At 40.4% G+C, this 20,812-nt stretch carries 21 protein-coding genes and 1 pseudogene; 3 read left to right on the top strand and 19 right to left on the bottom strand.

Annotated elements, in window-relative coordinates; translation table 11 throughout:
• Window positions 1-10: 10 nt before the first annotated feature.
• The gene (locus tag HZB59_01060) at window positions 11-1,261 is read right to left on the bottom strand and encodes a PAS domain S-box protein (GenBank protein MBI5020004.1); all 1,251 of its coding nucleotides are present in this window, start codon (window positions 1,259-1,261) and stop codon (window positions 11-13) included.
• A gap of 801 nt (window positions 1,262-2,062) precedes the next feature.
• Here HZB59_01060 and HZB59_01055 point away from each other — a divergent pair.
• Together HZB59_01055 and HZB59_01050 are read left to right on the top strand one after the other, a co-directional pair.
• The gene (locus HZB59_01055; GenBank protein MBI5020003.1) at window positions 2,063-2,245 is read left to right on the top strand and encodes a hypothetical protein; all 183 of its coding nucleotides are present in this window, start codon (window positions 2,063-2,065) and stop codon (window positions 2,243-2,245) included.
• Window positions 2,245-4,185 (top strand): PAS domain S-box protein, encoded by a 1,941-nt coding sequence (locus tag HZB59_01050; GenBank protein MBI5020002.1) that lies wholly within the window; start codon window positions 2,245-2,247, stop codon window positions 4,183-4,185. The genes HZB59_01055 and HZB59_01050 overlap by 1 nt, the downstream gene beginning before the upstream one ends.
• A 23-nt stretch (window positions 4,186-4,208) precedes the next feature.
• Here the strand turns inward: HZB59_01050 and HZB59_01045 are convergent, their stop codons facing one another.
• Entirely contained in the window at window positions 4,209-5,648 is a 1,440-nt protein-coding gene (locus HZB59_01045; GenBank protein ID MBI5020001.1) for a DEAD/DEAH box helicase, read from the bottom strand.
• Between the two features lie 176 nt (window positions 5,649-5,824).
• On the opposite strand from HZB59_01045, the gene HZB59_01040 reads away from it, so the two are divergent.
• The gene (locus HZB59_01040; GenBank protein ID MBI5020000.1) at window positions 5,825-6,913 is read left to right on the top strand and encodes an aminotransferase class I/II-fold pyridoxal phosphate-dependent enzyme; all 1,089 of its coding nucleotides are present in this window, start codon (window positions 5,825-5,827) and stop codon (window positions 6,911-6,913) included.
• Window positions 6,914-6,919: 6 nt separating this feature from the next.
• On the opposite strand, the gene HZB59_01035 is transcribed toward HZB59_01040, so the two are convergent.
• The 17 genes and pseudogenes from HZB59_01035 to HZB59_00955 all read right to left on the bottom strand — a co-directional run bounded on the left by HZB59_01035 (window position 6,920) and on the right by HZB59_00955 (window position 20,804).
• Window positions 6,920-7,480: a hypothetical protein gene (locus HZB59_01035; protein MBI5019999.1), complete on the bottom strand. Its 561-nt coding sequence runs from the start codon at window positions 7,478-7,480 to the stop codon at window positions 6,920-6,922.
• A 10-nt stretch (window positions 7,481-7,490) separates the two neighbouring features.
• The gene (locus HZB59_01030) at window positions 7,491-7,730 is read right to left on the bottom strand and encodes a PspC domain-containing protein (GenBank protein ID MBI5019998.1); all 240 of its coding nucleotides are present in this window, start codon (window positions 7,728-7,730) and stop codon (window positions 7,491-7,493) included.
• A 252-nt stretch (window positions 7,731-7,982) separates the two neighbouring features.
• Window positions 7,983-8,186, bottom strand: a pseudogene (locus HZB59_01025) (PspC domain-containing protein).
• A 172-nt stretch (window positions 8,187-8,358) separates the two neighbouring features.
• Window positions 8,359-8,919, bottom strand: coding sequence for a ribosome recycling factor (frr, locus tag HZB59_01020; protein MBI5019997.1), 561 nt, complete (start codon window positions 8,917-8,919; stop codon window positions 8,359-8,361).
• Window positions 8,920-8,950: 31 nt separating this feature from the next.
• Window positions 8,951-9,688, bottom strand: coding sequence for a UMP kinase (locus HZB59_01015; protein ID MBI5019996.1), 738 nt, complete (start codon window positions 9,686-9,688; stop codon window positions 8,951-8,953).
• Window positions 9,689-9,738: 50 nt separating this feature from the next.
• Window positions 9,739-10,338: a translation elongation factor Ts gene (tsf, locus tag HZB59_01010; GenBank protein ID MBI5019995.1), complete on the bottom strand. Its 600-nt coding sequence runs from the start codon at window positions 10,336-10,338 to the stop codon at window positions 9,739-9,741.
• A 40-nt stretch (window positions 10,339-10,378) separates the two neighbouring features.
• Window positions 10,379-11,134, bottom strand: coding sequence for a 30S ribosomal protein S2 (gene rpsB, locus HZB59_01005; protein ID MBI5019994.1), 756 nt, complete (start codon window positions 11,132-11,134; stop codon window positions 10,379-10,381).
• 201 nt (window positions 11,135-11,335) lie between these two features.
• Window positions 11,336-11,728 (bottom strand): 30S ribosomal protein S9, encoded by a 393-nt coding sequence (gene rpsI / locus HZB59_01000; GenBank protein ID MBI5019993.1) that lies wholly within the window; start codon window positions 11,726-11,728, stop codon window positions 11,336-11,338.
• Between the two features lie 16 nt (window positions 11,729-11,744).
• Window positions 11,745-12,191: a 50S ribosomal protein L13 gene (rplM, locus tag HZB59_00995; protein ID MBI5019992.1), complete on the bottom strand. Its 447-nt coding sequence runs from the start codon at window positions 12,189-12,191 to the stop codon at window positions 11,745-11,747.
• A gap of 160 nt (window positions 12,192-12,351) precedes the next feature.
• Window positions 12,352-13,257: a metallophosphoesterase gene (locus HZB59_00990; GenBank protein MBI5019991.1), complete on the bottom strand. Its 906-nt coding sequence runs from the start codon at window positions 13,255-13,257 to the stop codon at window positions 12,352-12,354.
• 814 nt (window positions 13,258-14,071) lie between these two features.
• Window positions 14,072-16,237, bottom strand: a complete 2,166-nt coding sequence (locus HZB59_00985) for a sodium-translocating pyrophosphatase (protein MBI5019990.1) — start codon at window positions 16,235-16,237, stop codon at window positions 14,072-14,074.
• A gap of 210 nt (window positions 16,238-16,447) precedes the next feature.
• Window positions 16,448-17,950, bottom strand: a complete 1,503-nt coding sequence (locus tag HZB59_00980) for a tetratricopeptide repeat protein (protein ID MBI5019989.1) — start codon at window positions 17,948-17,950, stop codon at window positions 16,448-16,450.
• Window positions 17,947-18,885, bottom strand: coding sequence for a substrate-binding domain-containing protein (locus HZB59_00975; protein ID MBI5019988.1), 939 nt, complete (start codon window positions 18,883-18,885; stop codon window positions 17,947-17,949). The genes HZB59_00980 and HZB59_00975 overlap by 4 nt, the downstream gene beginning before the upstream one ends.
• Window positions 18,869-19,081 (bottom strand): hypothetical protein, encoded by a 213-nt coding sequence (locus HZB59_00970; protein ID MBI5019987.1) that lies wholly within the window; start codon window positions 19,079-19,081, stop codon window positions 18,869-18,871. The genes HZB59_00975 and HZB59_00970 overlap by 17 nt, the downstream gene beginning before the upstream one ends.
• Window positions 19,082-19,090: 9 nt before the next feature.
• Window positions 19,091-19,813: a TonB family protein gene (locus tag HZB59_00965; GenBank protein MBI5019986.1), complete on the bottom strand. Its 723-nt coding sequence runs from the start codon at window positions 19,811-19,813 to the stop codon at window positions 19,091-19,093.
• 16 nt (window positions 19,814-19,829) lie between these two features.
• Entirely contained in the window at window positions 19,830-20,327 is a 498-nt protein-coding gene (locus tag HZB59_00960) for a biopolymer transporter ExbD (protein ID MBI5019985.1), read from the bottom strand.
• A gap of 12 nt (window positions 20,328-20,339) precedes the next feature.
• Window positions 20,340-20,804, bottom strand: a complete 465-nt coding sequence (locus HZB59_00955; GenBank protein ID MBI5019984.1) for a biopolymer transporter ExbD — start codon at window positions 20,802-20,804, stop codon at window positions 20,340-20,342.
• Between the last annotated feature and the right edge of the window lie 8 nt (window positions 20,805-20,812).

Genomic DNA, 20,812 nt, shown 5'->3' with positions numbered 1-20,812 from the left:
TCCGATTTTTTTATTCTTTTGAAATACCCGGGAAATATTTTTCAGTACATTCCGGGCAGAAACCGTGGCTGAACCTCGCGTCTGAATGCTTCATCACATATTCTTCAACCTGATTCCAATATCCCCTGTCATCTCTTATTTTTTTGCACGAAGCGCAAATTGGGATAAAACCGCTCAATGTTTTTATATTTGCTATCGCTTCCTTCAGCTCTGAAATAAGTTTTTCTTTTTCAAATTCCAGGCGCTTGCGCTCCGTAATATCTCTCCAGATTCCAACAATCTCTTTCGGTTTGCCTCCATTTTCCCGTGTCAGCACCATATGATCGGAGAACCAGCGATACAATCCATTGGCACAATGCCATCGATATTGGGTATGAACATAATTATTTTTGAACACTGTATCATGTTCTCTTAACACTCTTTCAAGATCATCGGGATGAAGCCGGTTTTGCCAGAATGTTGAACTTTCTGTAAACTGCTTCGGTGTAAAACCTGTAATATTTTCTACTTGCTCACTTATCCATGTGGTCGTCATTTCGGCTGTTGCTTGTGCCATATAAAAGACCATCGGTAACGATTGGAGAACAAGTGATTGATGTTCTTCTTTTCTGTGCAGTACTTCCTCAGCATGTTTTCGCTTCGTAATATCTCTTGCAACGCCAACCATTCCAACCGGCTCGCCATCTTCACCTTTGACAAGCGATGTCCATAGTTCAATGGGGAAATTACTCCCATCTTTACGGCGATTAATTAATTCACCGTGCCATTCTCCGGCAAGTGTTGACGGAAGAATTTGTCTCTCAATGTCCGGTGGTATATCGCGTGAATGGAAAATCGATGCTTTCTTTCCTAACAGTTCATCTTCCGTGTATCCATACGTTTTAAGTAACGAGTCATTCACAAAAATAATATTATCATTCAGGTCGGTTATCGAAATGCAATCTTTTACAGATACAACAGTTTGGGCAAGTAATCTTATCTCTGCTTCTTTAGATTTGCTTTTGACGAGTTCATCTCTTAGCTCTTTCCACCTACGTAACGAAAATAAGATAAAAGCGAATACTAAAAAAATGGATACCGTCAATATCTCATCGAATGGATAAAATAAATCGTGTATCCGGACTACTAAGTGTGCGATGCTATCGGCGAAATTGAAAATTGATCCAGCAATAAAAAGAACAACAGCAACGACCGAAATTAATATTAAATCTTTGTACGGTGTTAACAGCTTTTTTTGAATTTCTTTGCTGTTCTTATTCATAAATTCTTACGCCTTCAAAAAATGACTCATTCTGCAAAGAGATCTTTTTCCTATACATCGATTTATTGGATATAAGTTATTAAATCACCGATTCAATGTCAATTATAAAGTATTTTCTAGCTTGACTTTTTCAATTTTATATATTACAATAATCGCGAGGTCGTCTTCCGTTAAGAGGTGCCGTCTGTTCATCGGGCGGCGCCTAAATTATGGTTGGTTAATTGGAGATATAATATGTCAAATTCTATCGTTTTTAAATATTATAAATTCGGTAGAACGGAGGGTTTTAAAATCGTTCGTTTTTTGCAGTCCCCTACACTATACTCAAAATCAGCTGTTTTTCAATACCTCTTACTATTTCAAGGAAGAGATGAAATGATTAATTGGTTCTGAGCCACACAATTTAATCGGGGTGCGATAACATAGTGTATATCATAAAATTATATCGAAAACATCCTCCATATTGCCAATTCGGTTATAAAATAATTTCAATTTATCGACTTATCTATTGACTTTCACACCTTTTTTTTATTATACTAACATATCATTTAATTGAATCAATCGTCATATATTTTCAATTAAATTTTTTCACTGATATCGTTAATATATAAGAGCCCGCAATTATGTTTAGTTATCAGGAATTATTTAATAAATATTTTTTTCGATCTCGGTTCAATATCTTCTTATTAGAGAGGATAAATAACGTTTCTCATGCTTTCAACAATCGGGGGTATTATACATGTTTCCCTTGCTTATTTAAAATTCGCGGTCATTAAATCGAGGTACTTAATTCTATAAAGGATGGGTTATGGAAATAAAATCTGGAAAAAAAATAATCAGTACAGGTTAAGGCATCCTGAACTTTTTGATAGTTTTGGAGATATTAATTCATCATCTGAAACCCGGCTCCGTTATAAGAACTGCGGCGATGGTGATGCTGAAATAGGTATCGCATTAATAGGATTTAATGGAGAAAAGAATTGATGGTAATGACCCGAGATATGACTAAGCGCAAGACAGCGAAAAACACATATCATGAAACTGAAGAACTTTTTCGTACAATTTTTGAGACCGAACCTGAATGCGTAAAGGTTATTTCCCGCGACGGAGAACTTTTGGAAATGAACCCTGCGGGTATCAAGATGCTTGAAGCGAATACTTTCGGTGAAGTGCAAAAGCATACTCTTATCGTATTTATAATGCCCGAATACCGCGAAGCATTTCGCGACCTGCATAAGCGAGTAATGAATGGTGAAACTGGTGTGTTGGAATTTGAAGTTGTCGGTCTTAAAGGAACTCGACGATGGTTAGAAACTCATGCCGCACCGATGCATGATGCCGCGGGTGAGGTTGTAAAATTGTTAGGTGTCACTCGCGACATTACAGAACATAAGAAAGCTGTAATATCTCTTCTAGATAGCGAGAAGAAGTTTAAAGAGATTGTTGAATGGTCTCCAATCGGAATTTATCAATCAACCCCCTCGGGTGAATTTATCACAGCGAACCAAAGTCTCGCTTCAATGCTAGGATACCAATCGGTTGATGAATTGACTAAAGTAAACATCAAAGATTGTTATTACAACCACGTTGATAGAGAAAAACTGATCAGAGGATATGATCAGGAGACGATGGGATATGTGACAAATTTAGAACTCTATTGGAAAAAGATAGACGGCAAACCTATTTCCATCCTTCTATCCGCTCATGCCATCAGAGATGCTGAAGGAAAGACGAAGTATTATGAAGGATTCGTACTCGATATTACAGAACGAAAATCGTTAGAAGTACAACTGCTTCGAACTCAACGCCTAGATAGCCTGGGAACATTGGCAAGCGGTATAGCTCACGATCTGAACAATGTGTTATCTCCTATCCTGCTATCAATCGATATGCTAAAAAGATTTGCTACAGATGAAAAAAGTCAGAAGATATTATCAACCTTATCCGGTAACGTAATTAGAGGGCGGGATATAATTAAGCAGGTTCTAACTTTCGCTCGCGGAATTAACACTGAACATGATGTTTTGCAATCGAAACATATTGTCAAAGAGATTTTGAATATAATTCATGAAACGTTTCCGAAAAATATTAATGTTACATCCGACATCGCTTCTGATCTTTGGGTTGTAAAAGGTGACGCCACGCAGTTACATCAGGTCCTTATGAACCTGTCTTTAAACGCACGCGACGCAATTACTGAGAACGGTACGATCACGATCACTGCCTCTAATTTTATTGCGGATAAACAATTTGCAAAAATGCAGATACAGGCGCATGAAGGGAAGTACGTTAAAATATCGGTTCGCGATACAGGGCACGGAATTCCACCCGATATAATCGAAAATATATTTGATCCATTCTTTACAACCAAGGAAATCGGGAAAGGCACAGGTCTCGGTTTGTCAACATCTCACACAATCGTGAAAGAGCATGGTGGTTTTATCGATGTAAGCAGTGAAATCGGAAAAGGAAGCATATTCGATATTTACATCCCGGCAGTTGAAGATATTGGAGATAAATCTGTATCTAACCAAATAGTCGACCTAATCGTAGGTAAAGGAGAAGGAGTACTGGTAGTTGACGATGAAGATTCTATAGTCGATATAATAAAACAGACATTGGAATTATACGGTTATCATACATTCACAGCCAAAGATGGCATTGAAGGTATCGCTACCTATGCTCAGAATAAAGATAAAATAGATATCGTGATAATCGATTTGATGATGCCGATGATGGATGGTATCCAGATGTATAAAGCTCTTCGCCAATTTAACAGTAAGATTCCGGTAATCACAATGAGCGGCGAGAAAATGGATATATCTTCCCTTACCTCATCACTATCAGGAGTTAGCACTCATCTGCAAAAACCATACACGGCAGAAATTCTTTTGAAAACTTTGAGAAAAGTGCTGGAGAAATAAATCGGGTACTTCACGGGAACTCTCTATCTGGTTGTTTTATTCTCAGATGGTTTTTCTATAAGCCCCAACCATTTCTCACGCCAGTTCTTTTTATGCTTTTTCTCGTTCTTCTCTTTAAACTGAGTTTCTCTTTCAGTTTTTGAATGTTCAAAATGTTGGTGAGGTTGTTTACTTGTTTTTACAGTATCGTCATGGTGTTTGAATGATCTGTTTTTATTTCCCGCATCTCGGTTGTCATGCGATGGTTTATTTTTCTTTCCTTTATCACCGCGGTTAAGGATTCTTCCCTGATGACCATGTTGATGTCCGCCGCCGCTGCTCTTTTTCGATTGCTCAGCCGGTTGTATGATGGCGGGTAAATCGGCTTTGTTAACGCTTTTCAATGTGATGCTTCCGCCGTACTTGAACAAAATCTGTTTGAAAAATTTTTGTTCGTCACCGCCGGCAACAAGCGATATCGCTTCCCCCTTTTTTCCAGCGCGGGCTGTACGCCCAACTCTGTGCGTGTATGAATCTACATCTTTCGGTATCTCGAAATTATAAACATGCGTAATATCTTCGATGTGTAAACCACGGGCGGCAACATCTGTGGCAATCAGAACCGAAAATCTTTTGTTCCTGAAATCATTGGTCGCGCGTTCTCGCTGCGATTGAGACATATCTCCGTGTAAACATTTCGCGCTTACTCCCTGCCTCGATAAATTCTTGGCAAGCTTCGCGGTGACATGTTTACGGTTACAAAATACTAATGCTAAATCTCTGTCATTTTTTAAAAGTGCAACGAGAAGAGGTAATTTTAATTCCTGTTGCGTTTGGTAATAAGTTTGCCGTAAAAACTCCGGCTTCACGGCAGAAGCAAGATGCACAAACTTGGGATTGATGAGATACTTTCTACTCAATTCTGTTATCTCTTTTGAAACGGTAGCGCTGAACAACATTGTCTGCCTCTTCTGCGGCATGCGTCGTAATATTCTTTCTACATCCGGAATGAATCCCATATCCAGCATTCTATCTGCTTCATCGAAAACCATGTAATTGATTGTTGAAAGTGTCAGTGCCTTTCTATCGAGTAAATCTAAAAGCCGACCCGGAGTTGCAACAACGATATTCACTTTTTTTAATTTTTTTATCTGTGTATTTATCGATACTCCGCCATACACGGCAACAATGCCTATGTGTTTGCCGTGTGAAAATTTCATAAATTCTTCCGTTATCTGCACACATAATTCACGGGTTGGGACGAGGATCAATGCCTGCAAACCGTCATTTCGTTCGATACGTTCTATCAAAGGAATCGCAAAACTCAAAGTTTTTCCTGAACCGGTTTCGGATTGGGCAAGGACATCATCCCCGGCCATAATCGCAGGTATAATTTCAGTTTGAATTTGTGTAGGTGTTGTTATTCCATGCTTTTCCAACAAAGCAATCATACCCTTGCTCAGCTTAAATAAGTCTGATTTCATGGGAGGTTTCTTTCTTTAAAGTACTTGATGTCTTCCGCTTTATCTCCCGGAAGTTCTGTATTAATATAAGGTTTTATTATCGGCATTCCAATTATAGATCGATTGGTATTCAGATCCCATTTCTTTATATTTTGATAAGAAAGCAGATATTATTCACTAGAGCTCAAAATATCATCATGACAACAAACCTGACGATGCATTCACCTTATATGAGATGGGCAAAATCTAACTTCCACGTACAATACAATCTTGCCAACAGCGGATTAATGAGTTACAAATTATCACAACTTCCTGTGCGCATAAGCGACCTTGAGTTGACCGGTATTCATCACTACGGTTATGGACCGCTTCTCGCAGAAATTGAGAAAAAATACAGCATCCCTCAAGAGAATATATTTACAACGCTCGGAACATCATTTGCCAATTTCATGACGCTTTCCGTTATGTTTGAACCGGGGGCTGAAATACTAATTGAGCATCCTACATACGAACTTATTATTTCCGCGGCTGAACATGTCGGTTATAAAATTAAAAGATTCTATCGCAGGTTTGAAGATGGTTTTCAGATCGACATCGATTCACTGAAAAAAGAGGTTACATCCAATACAAAATTGATTGCTCTAACCAATCTGCACAATCCGAGTAGTGTTTATACAGATGATATGACATTAAAAGAAATCGGAAAGATAGCTAAATCGGTCGGTGCTTATGTATGCGTTGATGAAGTGTATCTCGATTCTGCATTCGATCTCGCTCCGTGTTCGTCATTTCATTTAGACGATAATTTCATAGTGACGAACAGTTTAACTAAAGTATATGGATTGAGCGGTATACGTAGTGGATTTGTTTTTGCAGATAAAGAGTTGATTAAAAAGATGTGGCTTCTCAACGATCTGTTTTATGTGAAGCATGTCTATGCTGCTGAGCAGTTAGCCGTAATTGCTTTCAAGAATTTAGAGACGATCAGTAAATGGTCGAAGGATATACTTTCAAAAAATCACGTAATATTGAATTCGTTTATGAAGAGAAATAATGAACTTGAAGCAGTGATACCGGGATTTGGAACAACAATCTTCTTGAAATCAAAAAACCTAAATGCAGACCGACTATCCGAGGTTTTAATGAAAGATTACGATACCGCTGTTACCCCCGGGCGATTTTTCGACATGCCGCAATTTATCCGTCTCGGCTTAGGGTGCGAGCCGAACGATTTCGCCGAAGGGATTACCCGACTTGAAAAAGGATTAAATCAAATTACAAAATGATTGAGGTTATTTAATTGAATTTTGAGTAGTTGAATTTTCATTCGGGATCACAACATCTGATTTAGGATTATATCTTCGGAATAATAGTCCGATTCCGGTGAGAATTAATATAACGGGCCAATATGTGCGCACCACATCTATCACATCCCACCTGTATAGATATCCATACTCGCTCAGAAGGAACGCTCCGCCTATTCCGATTAATAATAAAGCAGGAATTAAGAATGGCCAATCTTTCAGGTTGTTAATGTAGAGCATGAAGAAAGCGATTCCGAAAATTAAAAACGTTGCGGGGAATATCGTTTGCCCGTAAATTTCGAAATAGTCTATAGATTTGAGAAGGAAAAAAAGTGAATATAGAAAGAGCGATGTCCCCCAGAATATTTTACCACGCCGGTTCTGATTGAATCCGCGGGCAACCGCCATGATCCCAAGCAACATCATGAGGGGCCAAAATACACTGGAAAAATGAAATTGAATCAGATCGAATCGATCTAAGAGCATAAATAAACCGAGAATGATTAAGACTATTCCGAACCACGAAACTTTTTTTACATTTCCGTTCATTTTAATTTCCTTATGCGGATGTTTCAGTTAATTTTTCTTCCGGCATGATTATGCCGAGTATGATGTAGATGAGCAAACCCCAACCGAATGAAATAAATACCAACGCTATAAAGATAAATCTCATGAGCGTAGGATCGAAATCGAAATAGTTCGCTAAGCCGCCGCAAACTCCGAATAATTTTCGATTAGTTCTTGAACGTCGTAATTCTTTCAATCGTCCAATAAAAGGTTCCGGATTTATTTCTGACATATTTTCTGAAGCCGGTCCCGCGTTATTTTTTCGTTTCGAGGTGTGCATATAAATAAAAAATGCTCCGAGTATTATAAACAGTACGGGTAGTAGGACGGATCGAGAAAAAGACCACCAGCTAAAACCCCAGAACCAGCCGATGTTCAGAAGTAAAAAGAAGGCACCGGCGAGTATTAACATAACGCCAAAAAATCTTTTTTTATCCGTTCCATTGCTGACCGGTTGCACCTGAGGGGTTGTGGATACCAAATGTTCGGGATTCACCGGCATAATAATCATACCAACGATATATAGTATAAAACCCGAACCACCCATGAATGTAACGAGCACCCAAAGGAGTCGTACTATTGTCGGGTCAACATCGAAATATTCAGCAATACCTCCGCACACGCCGTCTATCACTTTGTTTCGGCGCGATTTATATAATCTGCGGTTTGTATGTCCATTTGCTTCCATTTTTTTGGCTTTCTTTAATTGCTTACTTCATTTTACGTTTGAGGTTACCGAAATGTTTCGAACATTTATCTAACCTCAATTATCAGTGAGCGTCCTCACTCAAAACAAAATGCCGACTCAAAATCTCGAATCGGCATCAATTTCCACTGTAGAATCTCGCTTAATCAGTTGATTAAACTTCCATTATCTCTTTTTCTTTCAACACAACTAAACCGTCAACATCTTTAATAAATTTATCGGTCATTTTTTGAACATCCTGCTCGGCACGTTTTCGTTCATCTTCGGAAAAATGTTCGTCTTTTTCCGATTTCTTCAGATGTTCAATCGCATCACGTCTGATATTGCGTATGGCAATTCTGCCTTCTTCGGCAAATTTCTTTACCAATTTAACGAGTTCTTTTCTTCTTTCCTCGTTCAAAGGAGGTATTGGAACACGAATACCATTTGCATCAACGATCGGATTCAAACCTAAATTCGCGGCGATGATCGCTTTCTCTATAGGTTGAATCATTGTTTTATCCCAAGGTTGCACCGATATTGTGTGGATGTCTTTAACGCTGACGTTCGCTACTTGCGTGAGAGGTGAATGCTGTCCGTAGTAATCGATCTTCACACCGTCGAGCAGAGCTGTTGTTGCTTTCCCGGTTCTGATTTTTATGAATTCATGACGCACAACTTCTACAGCTTTGTGCATCTTGTCGTCTGTTTGTTTAATGATATCTTTTATCATAATTATTCCTTAAATAGTTCGACAAGTCTATTTATTAAATTCTTTTGGCTTTCGCGTGAACAACCGTTCCTACTTTTTGTCCCTGTGCAAGCCGTTTTAAATTTCCGGATTTATTGAAGTTGAATACGATAATCGGCATCTTGTTTTCTTTGCATAACGTTATCGCGGTAAGGTCCATAACTTTCAAATCTTTTTCCAACACATCCTGATAAGATATTTCTTTGTACATCAGCGCATTTTTGTGTTTTTCAGGATCGCAATCGTAAACTCCGTCAACACGTGTGCCTTTGATGATGACATCTGCATTGATTTCCATTGCCCTGAGTGCCGCCGCAGAATCGGTTGTGAAATATGGATTACCGGTCCCTGCGCCAAAGATTACAACACGCCCCTTCTCCAAGTGTCTGATCGCTCGCCGACGAATGAATGGTTCTGCCATCTCTTCCATTTTTATCGGACTCATTAATCGGGTGAAAACGCCGTGATGTTCAAGCGCGCTTTGCAACGCAAGACCGTTTATGATTGTAGCAAGCATTCCCATATGATCACCGGTTACTTTATCGACACCATCGGACGAATTCTCGACACCGCGATAAATGTTTCCGCCTCCGATGACGATTCCGATTTCGATCCCGTACTTATGTATCTGACCGATCTCAGATGCGAACTTGCTCAGAATATTAGAATCTATTCCGAACTCTTTTTCCCCCATCAGCGCTTCACCGCTGACTTTTAGAAGGATTCTTTTGAATGCCGGTTTATATTTTTTCATATCCCATATAAAAAAAAGGTCTCACAAATGCGAGACCTGAATTTTTGTTTTTATGAATTTTCTCCAAGGTGAAAACGCTTGAAACGTCGGATTGTTATCTTCTCACCCGTCTTTGCCGTCAGGTCGAGGATCAGATCCTTAATCGTTTTTCCTGAATCTTTGATATAGATTTGTTCTGTCAGGCAAAACTCCTGGTAATATTTCTCCAACTTACCTTCGGCAATCCGGTTGACGACCTGATCGGGTTTCTTTTCGTTCTTTGCTTGTGTTCGGTAAATTTCCATTTCGTGTTCGATAACATCTTTCGAAACATCTTCACGACTGACGTATAACGGATTCATTGCAGCTATTTGCATCGCTAACTCACGCGCGAATGCTTTGAAGTCGTCTGTCTTCGCCACGAAATCGGTTTCGCAGTTCACTTCAACCATCGTACCGATTCGCCCACCTGCATGGATATATGCTTCGATCACACCTTGATTTGTAGCGCGATCAGCCCGCTTCTCTGCGGTTGCCGCACCTTTTTTCCGCAGGTAATCAATTGCCTTATCCATATCGCCGTTCGATTCTGCAAGCGCTTTCTTGCAATCCATCATTCCGGCGCCTGTTTTATCGCGTAATGATTTAACTTGTTCTGACGTAATTTCCATTTTTAAAACTCACTATTCTTCAGTTTATAAATTGTTCAAATTATTTTCTTCTTTGTTTCGGTTCGGGAGCTTTTTCTTGTTCTTGCTCATTAAGTGCTTGTTGCATAGCGCTTACACGTTCCTGTCCTTCAAGAACCGCGTCTGCCATCACTCTGGTTATCGCCTGAATTGATTTAATCGCGTCATCGTTCGCCGGAATGGGATAATCGACGAATGTTGGATCGCAATTCGTATCTACAATCGCGAACACCGGAATTCCCAAGCGCTTTGCTTCACGCACCGAGATTTCTTCTTTCTTAATGTCGACTACATATAAAGCCCCCGGCAATCGTGTCATATCAACCACGCCCGATAAAACATCCGAAAGTTTTTCTTTTTCACGATCTAACACTAATGCTTCTTTCTTCGTTATCTTATCGTAAGTTCCGTCGGTTTCCATCTTTTCGATGTTCTGGAGACGCTTAACACTTTTTCTGATCGTTGAAAAATTGGTGAGCATACCGCCCAACCAGCGCGACGATGTGTAAAACGCACCGCATCTTTTCGCTTCTTCTTCAATCACCACCGCTGCCTGACTTTTTGTTCCGACAAAAAGAACTTTCTTCCCTTCGCCAATAATATTAGCGAGAGCGTTCGCGGCACCTTCTAAAAGGTCTTGTGTTTTTTTCAGATCGATGATATGAATACCGTTTCTTTCCATAAAAATAAACGGTTTCATTTTGGGATTCCAACGGCGTGTGAGGTGCCCAAAGTGAGCGCCTGCATCAAGTAGGTCGGCTAATTCTATACGTGGCATTTGTTACTCCTTTATGTTAGTTGTTTCTTCTACTCCCGTCATCTTCTGAGGGGATCCCGTTTATAACGTGACACTTCCCTCAAAATCAGAGAGTATGATTGATTAATTAAGTATTTGAGTAGTTCAGTATAAGAGTAGTTGAGTAAATTATTCTTCTCAATCTCATCTACTAAAATTCTCACATACTCATTTGCTAAAAAATTATCTCTTACTGAACTGGAATCTCTTGCGTGCTTTGCGTTGACCGTATTTTTTACGCTCAACCATTCTCGAATCACGAGTGAGCAAATCATGCTCGCGGAGTTTTCCGCGCAAATCGTTATTAAGATCTACTAAAGCGCGTGATATACCGAGCTTCACAGCGCCTGCTTGTCCGCTCGATCCGCCGCCGTTGACTATCGCGTCCACATCGTATTTACCTAGTAATTCGGTAACTGTAAATGGAAGAAGCACATCTGTTTTTAAAGTCTCGATGGGAAAATATTTTTCCAGAGCGATGTCGTTAATTTTAATTTCTCCTGAACCGGGTTTTAAAATTACGCGTGCAACTGCTGTCTTGCGTCTGCCAACTGCTATTCTATGAAATGCTGCCATTTAATTCTTTCAACTCCTAATTAAACTTAAGTGGTTCGGGCTTTTGTGCCGAGTGTGGATGTTCCGTTCCGCGGTATACCTTTAATTTTTTTATAACCTGAACTCCAAGCCGGTTATGCGGTATCATTCCTTTAATCGCCATCGTTACAATGCGCTCGGGATTTGTTTTAATCAACTCTTTGTACGATTCAACCGTTGCGCCTGCCGGATATAATGTGTGATGGAAATAAGTTTTCAACTCCTCACGTTTAGCGGCGATCTTTATTTTATCCGCGTTCACCACAATTACGAAATCGCCGCAGTCGGCGTTCGTTGTAAACTGTGGTTTATTCTTGCCACGCAGTACGGTTGCAATGCGGCTTGCGAGACGGCCCAGTGTTTGCCCCTCTGCGTCAACGAGATACCATTTCTTTAAAACCTCGTCCTGCCTATATGAATGTGTTAATTTCTGTCTTAAAGCCACGAAAAATCCTTGAAAATGATAAAATATGATAGGTTTTCAAAAATAACTTATTAAATCTACTAAAAATTTGTGAAATAGGCAAGGATTATGATTTTTTTGTTATTGGCGGTTTTCGATGTTCAGATATAAACAATCTCAGTTTTGGATAACCTCATTTACATTACAACTGAAACCCGAATAAAACCTTCCTTTCCTTTATTGCATCGTCCCATCCGATTATTTCTAAATTAATTTCATTATCGCTAAAAGATATTTTGCAATAATTGAAGTTCCTTATTCTGCCTCCGTTATGTAAATCTTTATACTTCCACTTTGCAGCGACTTTCAATTTCTGACGCGGACCACCTCCCCCGCCGCTTACTATGAAATGTTTGTTATCCTTTACAAAGTGCTCGACACTATGACAGTGCCCCGAGAAAAACAGTTCTGTCTTTTTAGCCGTGATAAATGGTTGTACAAAATATTTTTGAACTTCTTTGCTTTCACTTACCACCGTACTGTTTGTATATGGTGGATGATGACATACAACGACTATCCTTTCAATAGTTGAATCGTTTTCCATATTCACCAATTCGTTTTTATACCAGTCGAGTTGCAATTTGTTTGCACTTTTCGAAAGGTTTGCAAAATTCGAGTTGAGGAATATGATCCCCAATTTATTTATTTGCCTCGAATACCATGTTTGATCTTTTAAGATTGGAAAGTGTTGATACAAATTACTCAATGCGGCTTTATTATTGCCGAAATATTCATGATTGCCGGGTACGGGATATATAGGAATACTATCCTTAATGATCGAAGCGGCATCCGAATCAAACGATGCCCACGATCTCTTCGATGAACCATAGAAAACCATATCACCTAAATGTACAACACACGTCGGATTTTCTTCAGCGATTCTATCAAAGATTTTCTTCGCAACATCTTTGTTCTGCTCCGTACCGATTTCCCACTTGCTGGTTCGTTGCGTATCCCCGACAATAATTATCGATTCGGTTTTACCTGTTTCCTGATTCAAACCATAATTGGTAAATACGAGCAGAGACAAGCAGCACAATAGAATCATATTTTTCAAAGCCAAATTCAATTATCTTCTGCTCCTACAAATTCAATTGATTCAAAACCGTACTTCTTTAGGATTGATACCATTTCTTCTTTATTAGTTTTCTTTTTATGGTGTTCTTCGTGATTATGGATATATTCTCTGACTGCTTCAACACATCCTCGGATAAACCGTTGTCAGAAGGACTCCTTTGTAGAAACAGATCGCGCGTTTTATTTATTTATTATCGATGGGTTGAATTCTCTCCTCACTCACAAAGTCCATTCTAATTTGTATGTTCTTCCCAAAATGGATCCACTTTTAGTTTTCTTTATTTTAAGTTTTGGCAAGTTATCAAAAATTAATCATATTGTCAAGTCCTCCACAAAAACCCCATCTAACCACAGCACAATCTCTGCGAGAGGGGATATAGTGGTGTGTAACGTAGCACTCAAAATAGATATCTCCCCCTGCGAAGGCTCGTCCTGATCGAAGTCGAAGGACTCAAATCTAAACCCTGCCTCCGCAATCATACCGCTATCAACAAGACCCACCAAACTCCGCTTTGCGATTCATACATTAGCCGTTTATCCCGCTCGAAGAGCGGGACGGAGAGTTCTCTTTTTTATCCGCCTCTGGCGGAGTTACTTTTGCCTATGGCATCACTTTGTGACTCTTCAAAGAGAAAGGAAAATAAATCCAGTCGCACTTACCTTCAAAACCCTAATTCAGTTCTCACCTATAGTATCAAGCACCCAAAAATAAAAATGGGCTCCCGTTTTCGGAAACCCATTTTACAAAACTCTACTGCATTAATCTTCGCAGTTATACCTCTCCATTAAATAAACAACGGCGCTAAAACTAATGTTAACGTAGCTAATAATTTTATCAGCACATGCAGCGATGGACCCGCGGTATCTTTGAACGGATCGCCAACCGTATCCCCAACCACAGCGGCTTTATGCGGATCTGATCTCTTGCCACCGTACATTCCGGTTTCGATATATTTCTTCGCATTGTCCCACGCACCGCCGCTGTTATTAAGGAACAGCGCCATCAAAATTCCCGTGATCGTTCCTGCCATAAGATATCCTCCAATCACTTCTGCACCACTCGCACCATGAGGCGATTGACCGCCTGCGTAATACAACCATTTAAAAATAATTCCAACACCAACTGTCATGCCGACTACAAGTACGCCCGGCAAAACCATTTTCCGAAGCGCGGCTTTTGTCGCGATATCGACGCACTGACCGTAATCGGGTTTGGATGTTCCTTTCATTATTCCGGGATTGTTTCTAAACTGCTCCCGCACGTTGTTGATGATTGCGTATGCCGCTTTGCCAACCGCTTTAATCGCGAGTGATGAGAACAGATAGACCAATACGGAACCTAACATCGCGCCGACGAATACCTCGGGTTTGTTAAGATTAATAACCGGTTGGAACGACGGCATATAATTTCTAACCTCATCGATGTAAGCACCAAAGAGTAGAAATGCCGCGAGTGCCGCTGAACCGACTGCATATCCTTTTGTAAGCGCCTTCGTTGTGTTGCCAACCGAATCGAGTCGGTCTGTGCGTTTACGAATTTCCTCCGGCTGCTGACTCATCTCAACAATTCCACCGGCATTATCGGTAATTGGACCAAATGTATCCATGGCCAGAATGTATGCGGCTGTTCCCAACATACCCATAGTTGCTACCGCAGTTCCAAATAAACCGCCGTCAACCATTCCTGAAGAATTACCAAGAAAATATGAAGAGACTAAAGCAATACCGATTACGATTATCGGATAACCGGTTGATTCCATGCCAACAGCAATGCCGGAGATGATGTTCGTTGCCGGACCGGTTTGCGATGCTTCGGCAATAGATTTCACCGGACGATAATGATACTCTGTGTAATATTGAGTGATGTAAACGAACGCGACCGATGTGAGGACACCGATTACGCCTGCTAAAAAGAAGTTGAAATAATTTTCACCTAACAGCCATTGAGACGCTATGAAGAATCCGACTATCGCCAAAATTGCTGTTACGAAATAGCCGCGGTTGAGCGCTTTCATCGGGTCTGTATTTTCGGCAGTGCGCACGGTAAGTATACCGACAATAGATGCGATGATACCAAACGCACGGGCTACAAGCGGGAACAGAATTACACCGAGGAGCGATAAATTATTATCCATAAAATATTGAGTGTTCGCTCTGTACAAACCGGCGGCTAAAATCATTGCTCCGATATTTTCTGCGGCTGTCGATTCAAAAAGGTCTGCACCGCGACCTGCGCAATCACCAACGTTATCACCAACTAGATCTGCAATAACTGCCGGGTTGCGTGGATCGTCTTCGGGAATGCCTGCTTCAACTTTTCCAACGAGGTCTGCACCCACATCCGCTGCCTTTGTATAAATACCACCGCCTAATTGCGCAAACAATGCGACAAAACTTGCTCCAAAACCATAGCCGACAATAAGCAAAGGTATTTTAGTCATATCATCAGTAACTCCGACTGCTTTTACGATCAAAAACAATCCGGCAACTCCCAACAAACTCAAAGCTACAACAAAGAATCCGGAAACTGCACCACCGCGCAACGATGTTTGCAAAGCGTCGTTCATATTATTACGCGCAGCCGCCGCCGTTCGGATATTACTCCTTATGGCGACCCACATTCCCATATATCCTGCCGCTACAGAACATGCCGCACCGAATAAAAATGATAAAGTTGTCCAGAGTGCGAGATCTGCGGCGCTTGCCGGATCATGCACATTTGGTGTGCGGGCAAACGCATACAGCATGTAGATTAAAAAAGCGAGTGCAATCGCAAGCAGAATAATAGTCCTGTTTTGCCGACGAAGGAATGCCTCAGCCCCTTGTTTAATCGCGTTGGAAATTTCTTGCATGCGCTCTGTACCGGTATCCCGGCGCAAAACATCTCTAATCAAATAAAGTGCAAATAATAAACCCAGAACGCTAATTCCGATGATAAGTGATAATTCCATGCGAAATAATAATCCTTTCGTTGTGTTAAAATTAATTGATCAAAAAACTAAAATTATTATCGAAATTTTGTGATAGATATTAACAAAATCCGAGAACACCGATAATAACAAAAAAGAACCACCCTTGGTTCATTCAAGGGTGGAACTTCAAACTTGGAAGGTTTAATTTAATAAAAAAAGATGAAAAAGTCGAATATTTTTTTGAAATGATTATTTACAATCCAATCCCATCATTTTCAGGTAATTTTGAGCATTTTTCGCGTCTTCAGATTTGGGGCAAATCTGAATTACTTTACAATAATACTGTTGAGCGTCCAACTCCTTCTTTTCGCGATGATAAATTTGTCCGATAGTCAATGCGAGTTTGCAGTCTTTTGGATTTAGCTGAAATGCTTTTTTATAATATTCAATCGCTTCGAAAGGTTTCTTATCATTGAATAATCTGAATGCTTCCATCCGATAAGCATTATCAAGAAGAGTCTTGTACCTAATTGAATTTCCATTACCTATTGTATCGGCTTTCAAGACCAGTTCAATTATTTTCCGATTCGCAACACCTTGCTCTGCCGAATTACCTAACGCCTCGTTATACTGCGCTAAGAGCGGCCATGCTTCAATATATTCAGGTTTAAACTCAATACTTTTAGTGATATATTCTTTGGCGCGTTTGAAATCTTTCATCTTACCCAACGATTGCGCTCCCTGAAAGTAACATGCCCATCGATAGCCGGGCGCCGAATCAGCGGCAATTTTTTTATCGAACATCGTTACGGCATCAGTGTATCGCTCTTTCTCGTTGTACAATTTTGCCATTTCATAAAACATATCAGATCTACTTGAATCACGTTTGTAAGCATATTCATACATCGAAATCGATGAATCGATCATTTTCAACTCATAATAAATTTTCGCGCGTTTCACCAACTCATCTACGCTCATTGAGTCGGGATTTTGCCACGTAACAAGCGTCAACGCTTTATCATATTTTTTTGTCTGTATGTACGAATCGCGAAGCATCATATTAATATCTTCATCGGTTGAATCGAACTTACGGATATTTTCAGCCACCGGAATCAAATCCGCGTAATATTTCCCTTCATATAAACACTTCACGTAATTTTTTTGGAATGAAAGTGAATCGTGTTGGAGCTTCACAAGATCGCGGTAAAGAGGCAGGGCATTTGAATATTGTTTTGCGCGATAATATATGTTAGCCAGCTCTCTCATCGCAATAACGTTTACGGAATCAATCAACAGAACACTTATATATGCCTCTGCGGCTTCTTTGTACTGACGTGCTTTACGGCTGACATCGGCAATCTTCATAAAGAGATCTACACTCTTTCCACAATATTCAATCGCTTTTCGATATTGTTCGATTGCAGCAGCCGGAATTTTTTGTGCCGAGTAAAGATCGCCCAGATAATCGTGTACTTTGCAATTTTTGGGATCCAATTCGCGCGCTTGCACAAAAGCGGTTTCTGCCAATCCTAACGAATCTGCTTTGAAATATGAGATACCAAGCCAAAAATATGCCTGCGGATTTTTCTTATCCTCCTTCACTGCGTCTTTAAACGATTTGATGGCGGCTTGAAAATCGCCTTTCTCAAATTGTGCGATACCTTCTTTAAGAGGATCGTCCGCCTTCCCAGGTAAGGTATACATGATGATAAGGATGATTGCAAGCAGCGATATGATGATGTGCTTTTTCACGGTTGTAATCCTTTATTTGATAGTTCAACAAGACGAATAGGCATTGTGGCTGGAACCAACCCATTATAAACAACGAGCTGTTGCCCAGGCGCACTAGTGATATATGTGATAAATCCTGCCCCTACGCCATACATATCGACCCGAGAGTATATATACACTTCGCGGGTGATAGGATAATAATTTCTGTAAACATGTGCTTGGAGAGGAGCAAAATATAGATTTTTTGTACCCAACGAATCCGGCGCGTTCGGGTCTGATAATTTTAGAACAGTAACGTTATCTTTTTTCTGGCTTAACCAGTTTAATCCTACAACACCAAGCGCATTTGGATGAGATGAAACAACTTTGAGCATCTCTTCAGAAGATTTTATCGTATTCGCCGGTGCCTCATATTTTTTATCTTTCAGAATTTTCTTCCTGACAATTTCGAAATTGCCGGAATTCTGATCGGGGAGAAAAAGATCGATCGGAACGTTTTTACCGCCGACCTGATTCCACCTAGTTATTAATCCGGTGTAGATGCTATCGAGTTGAGTTGTGCGAATCTGCGACACCGGATTATCCGCGTTCACAAGAAATGCAACTCCATCCATAGCGATTTTATATTCTTGAAATTCTATTTTAAATTTTTCCGCAACCGAGCGCTCCTCTTCGTTCAATGGCCGTGAGGTCACAATTATGCGGATCGAATCATTGAAGAAACGGGCGACTGCCTCGCGCGATGAAGAGAAAAGAAGTTCAATATGCGCATCGGGATAAGTGCTTTCAAATTTTTCTTTCTCTTGCCGCATTAACGGTTCAACTGATTCGGCTGCAACGACTGTGGCTCTTCCTTTCGTCGGAGTCTCTGTCCGTTCAGGCAAACATCCCTGGATGGACACAATTAAAAGTGCCCATCCAAGAATTATATAGATATATTTATTCTTCGGTTTCATCTTTACGACGATTTCTGATTGTAATAATAACGATTCGATAAGAACCGTAAACGATCATCATAATGCCCATCATAATTCTGAAATTTACAGCGATGTACGTAGGCAGAAGAAATCCAGTTAGGATAATTACACCCAACACCAGGATTGAACCCGCCGTCACATACGTTACTATTAGAAGAATATTTGAAGCGTTCACAGAACACCATTATTTATTCAACTTGAATCTGAATGGAACTGCTGCCCAAACGGCAACCGGTCCGTTGTTCATCATTGCCGGGGTAAACACCCACTGCAAAGCTGCCTTTTGTGCCGGCTCGTTGAATATTTCCGCGTCGCTTTTCATGACCACAGCTTTCTTTGCTTTTCCTTCTTTATCAACGAGAATTTTTATCCAAACGGTTCCTTCAACTCCCGCACGCCGGGCAATTTCCGGATAATCGGGCTGGACTTGTTTAACAGGAACAGGTTGTTTTTCAACCGGTACAAAATCGGGCGGTTCTTCATCAGAAATATTGATATCCTGTTCGATCTGAACCTGCCCATCATCCTGCTGTTGAACAACCGGACTTTGAATAGCCGATAATTCCTGCTGCGATGCAATCGTCTGCTCAGGGCTAACCTCAGCATCCGGCACGGCAACCGGTATACCAACTGTCGGTTTTGCAACAGGTGTATTCACCGCAACTGCCGGGGCAATTTCTGCCTCAGTCATCGATGGTGGCGGTCCAAGATCTGTATATTTTGTTATTCTTACCATCACAACAGGATCGTCCTCTTCAGAAAGATACCCTACGAGATAGTACGATCCGATCGCGAGAAGATGAAACGAAACTGCAATCGTCAGCGCGATTCCAAGGTGGCGTTTGTATAATGCCCGCCAGTCTTGAAAACCGCTTCTTAAGGTTGCCACTACTGCTTGTGCTGTCATAGTTCGTTCTCCTTTCTCACAATAATTTTGCAAGAATTCGTTTATCGGCGTCTTGCATTGGCGCCAAACTAAAACGGGTAACATTAGCCACGTTTAACTCATCCATGATATCAACCATTGTGGAATATTTACCTTTTCGATCTATCTTGATTAAAGTTATCAGTCTCGGATTTTCTTGATTCTTCTGGGTTAGAAGATTTTTTAAATCTTTGAAAGCAACTTTTTGTGGATCTTCAACTGCAATATTCCAATAGATAGTTCCATCTTCCTTAACACGAATAGTCATAAGATTACTTTGAGCAACTTCGACGTTTACATCATTGCTTGGAGGAAGATTGATTTCCATTGTTTGTGGTTTGTTCATGGTAGTAGTCAACATGAAAAATGTTAACAAGAGGAATGCAACGTCGACCATCGGTGTATTATCTATCTTTACACCAATACGGCGTTTTTTCTTGCGCTTTCCTTTTTTCCGATCGTGGCCACGCGGGCCACTGCTATCGACCATACCCATAATTTAAATTCCTTAATCGTTTTCTAAATCGGTTACTAAATTAAAACGAGTGATTTGTGTTTTTTGGAGAATGTCCATTACATCCTCTGTGATACCATATTCAGCGTCTTTATCTCCTTTTACCACCGTCCGAAGTTTCGGATTGGCAATACGCGCGCGGACTAGAAGATCCGGCAATTCTTTTGTGGTTACTTCTACTGATAAACGAAGTTTATTTTCTTCGCCGAACAGCTTTGCCATCATGTTCTGTGAATCAAAACCAAGCAAAACTCGATTGTCTTTGCTGATTGTGATTGCCATGACGTTGGCATCGGGGAGTTTAAACGCTGAGTGCGACGACGGCAGAACAATCTGCACTTCTTCCGGTGGTTTAAATTGGGTTGTCAACATAAAAAATGTCAACAATAGGAATCCAACATCCACCAGCGGTGTGTTGTCGATGGCGACACCCAGTCTATGTTTTTTTATTTTCGGCATAGTAACGC

This window comes from Ignavibacteriales bacterium (assembly GCA_016214905.1).
Lineage (GTDB): Bacteria > Bacteroidota > Ignavibacteria > UBA10030 > SZUA-254 > PNNN01.
The sequence above is the reverse complement of the archived record's forward strand: the minus strand, read 5'-3'. Positions and strand labels throughout refer to the sequence as shown.

Bases quoted from the DNA above. Each gene is read 5' to 3' on its own strand.
- HZB59_00965 (MBI5019986.1), bottom strand. From the start codon at position 19,813: ATGACAGCACAAGCAGTAGTGGCAACCTTAAGAAGCGGTTTTCAAGAC.
- HZB59_01055 (MBI5020003.1), top strand. From the start codon at position 2,063: ATGGGTTATGGAAATAAAATCTGGAAAAAAAATAATCAGTACAGGTTA.
- HZB59_00985 (MBI5019990.1), bottom strand. From the start codon at position 16,237: ATGGAATTATCACTTATCATCGGAATTAGCGTTCTGGGTTTATTATTT.
- HZB59_00955 (MBI5019984.1), bottom strand. From the start codon at position 20,804: ATGCCGAAAATAAAAAAACATAGACTGGGTGTCGCCATCGACAACACA.
- HZB59_01060 (MBI5020004.1), bottom strand. From the start codon at position 1,261: ATGAATAAGAACAGCAAAGAAATTCAAAAAAAGCTGTTAACACCGTAC.
- rpsI (MBI5019993.1), bottom strand. From the start codon at position 11,728: ATGGCAGCATTTCATAGAATAGCAGTTGGCAGACGCAAGACAGCAGTT.
- HZB59_00975 (MBI5019988.1), bottom strand. From the start codon at position 18,885: ATGAAACCGAAGAATAAATATATCTATATAATTCTTGGATGGGCACTT.
- rpsB (MBI5019994.1), bottom strand. From the start codon at position 11,134: ATGCCACGTATAGAATTAGCCGACCTACTTGATGCAGGCGCTCACTTT.
- HZB59_01035 (MBI5019999.1), bottom strand. From the start codon at position 7,480: ATGAACGGAAATGTAAAAAAAGTTTCGTGGTTCGGAATAGTCTTAATC.
- HZB59_01050 (MBI5020002.1), top strand. From the start codon at position 2,245: ATGGTAATGACCCGAGATATGACTAAGCGCAAGACAGCGAAAAACACA.
- HZB59_01015 (MBI5019996.1), bottom strand. From the start codon at position 9,688: ATGAAAAAATATAAACCGGCATTCAAAAGAATCCTTCTAAAAGTCAGC.
- HZB59_00990 (MBI5019991.1), bottom strand. From the start codon at position 13,257: ATGATTCTATTGTGCTGCTTGTCTCTGCTCGTATTTACCAATTATGGT.
- HZB59_01030 (MBI5019998.1), bottom strand. From the start codon at position 7,730: ATGTCAGAAATAAATCCGGAACCTTTTATTGGACGATTGAAAGAATTA.
- HZB59_01045 (MBI5020001.1), bottom strand. From the start codon at position 5,648: ATGAAATCAGACTTATTTAAGCTGAGCAAGGGTATGATTGCTTTGTTG.
- HZB59_00960 (MBI5019985.1), bottom strand. From the start codon at position 20,327: ATGGGTATGGTCGATAGCAGTGGCCCGCGTGGCCACGATCGGAAAAAA.
- tsf (MBI5019995.1), bottom strand. From the start codon at position 10,338: ATGGAAATTACGTCAGAACAAGTTAAATCATTACGCGATAAAACAGGC.
- HZB59_01040 (MBI5020000.1), top strand. From the start codon at position 5,825: ATGACAACAAACCTGACGATGCATTCACCTTATATGAGATGGGCAAAA.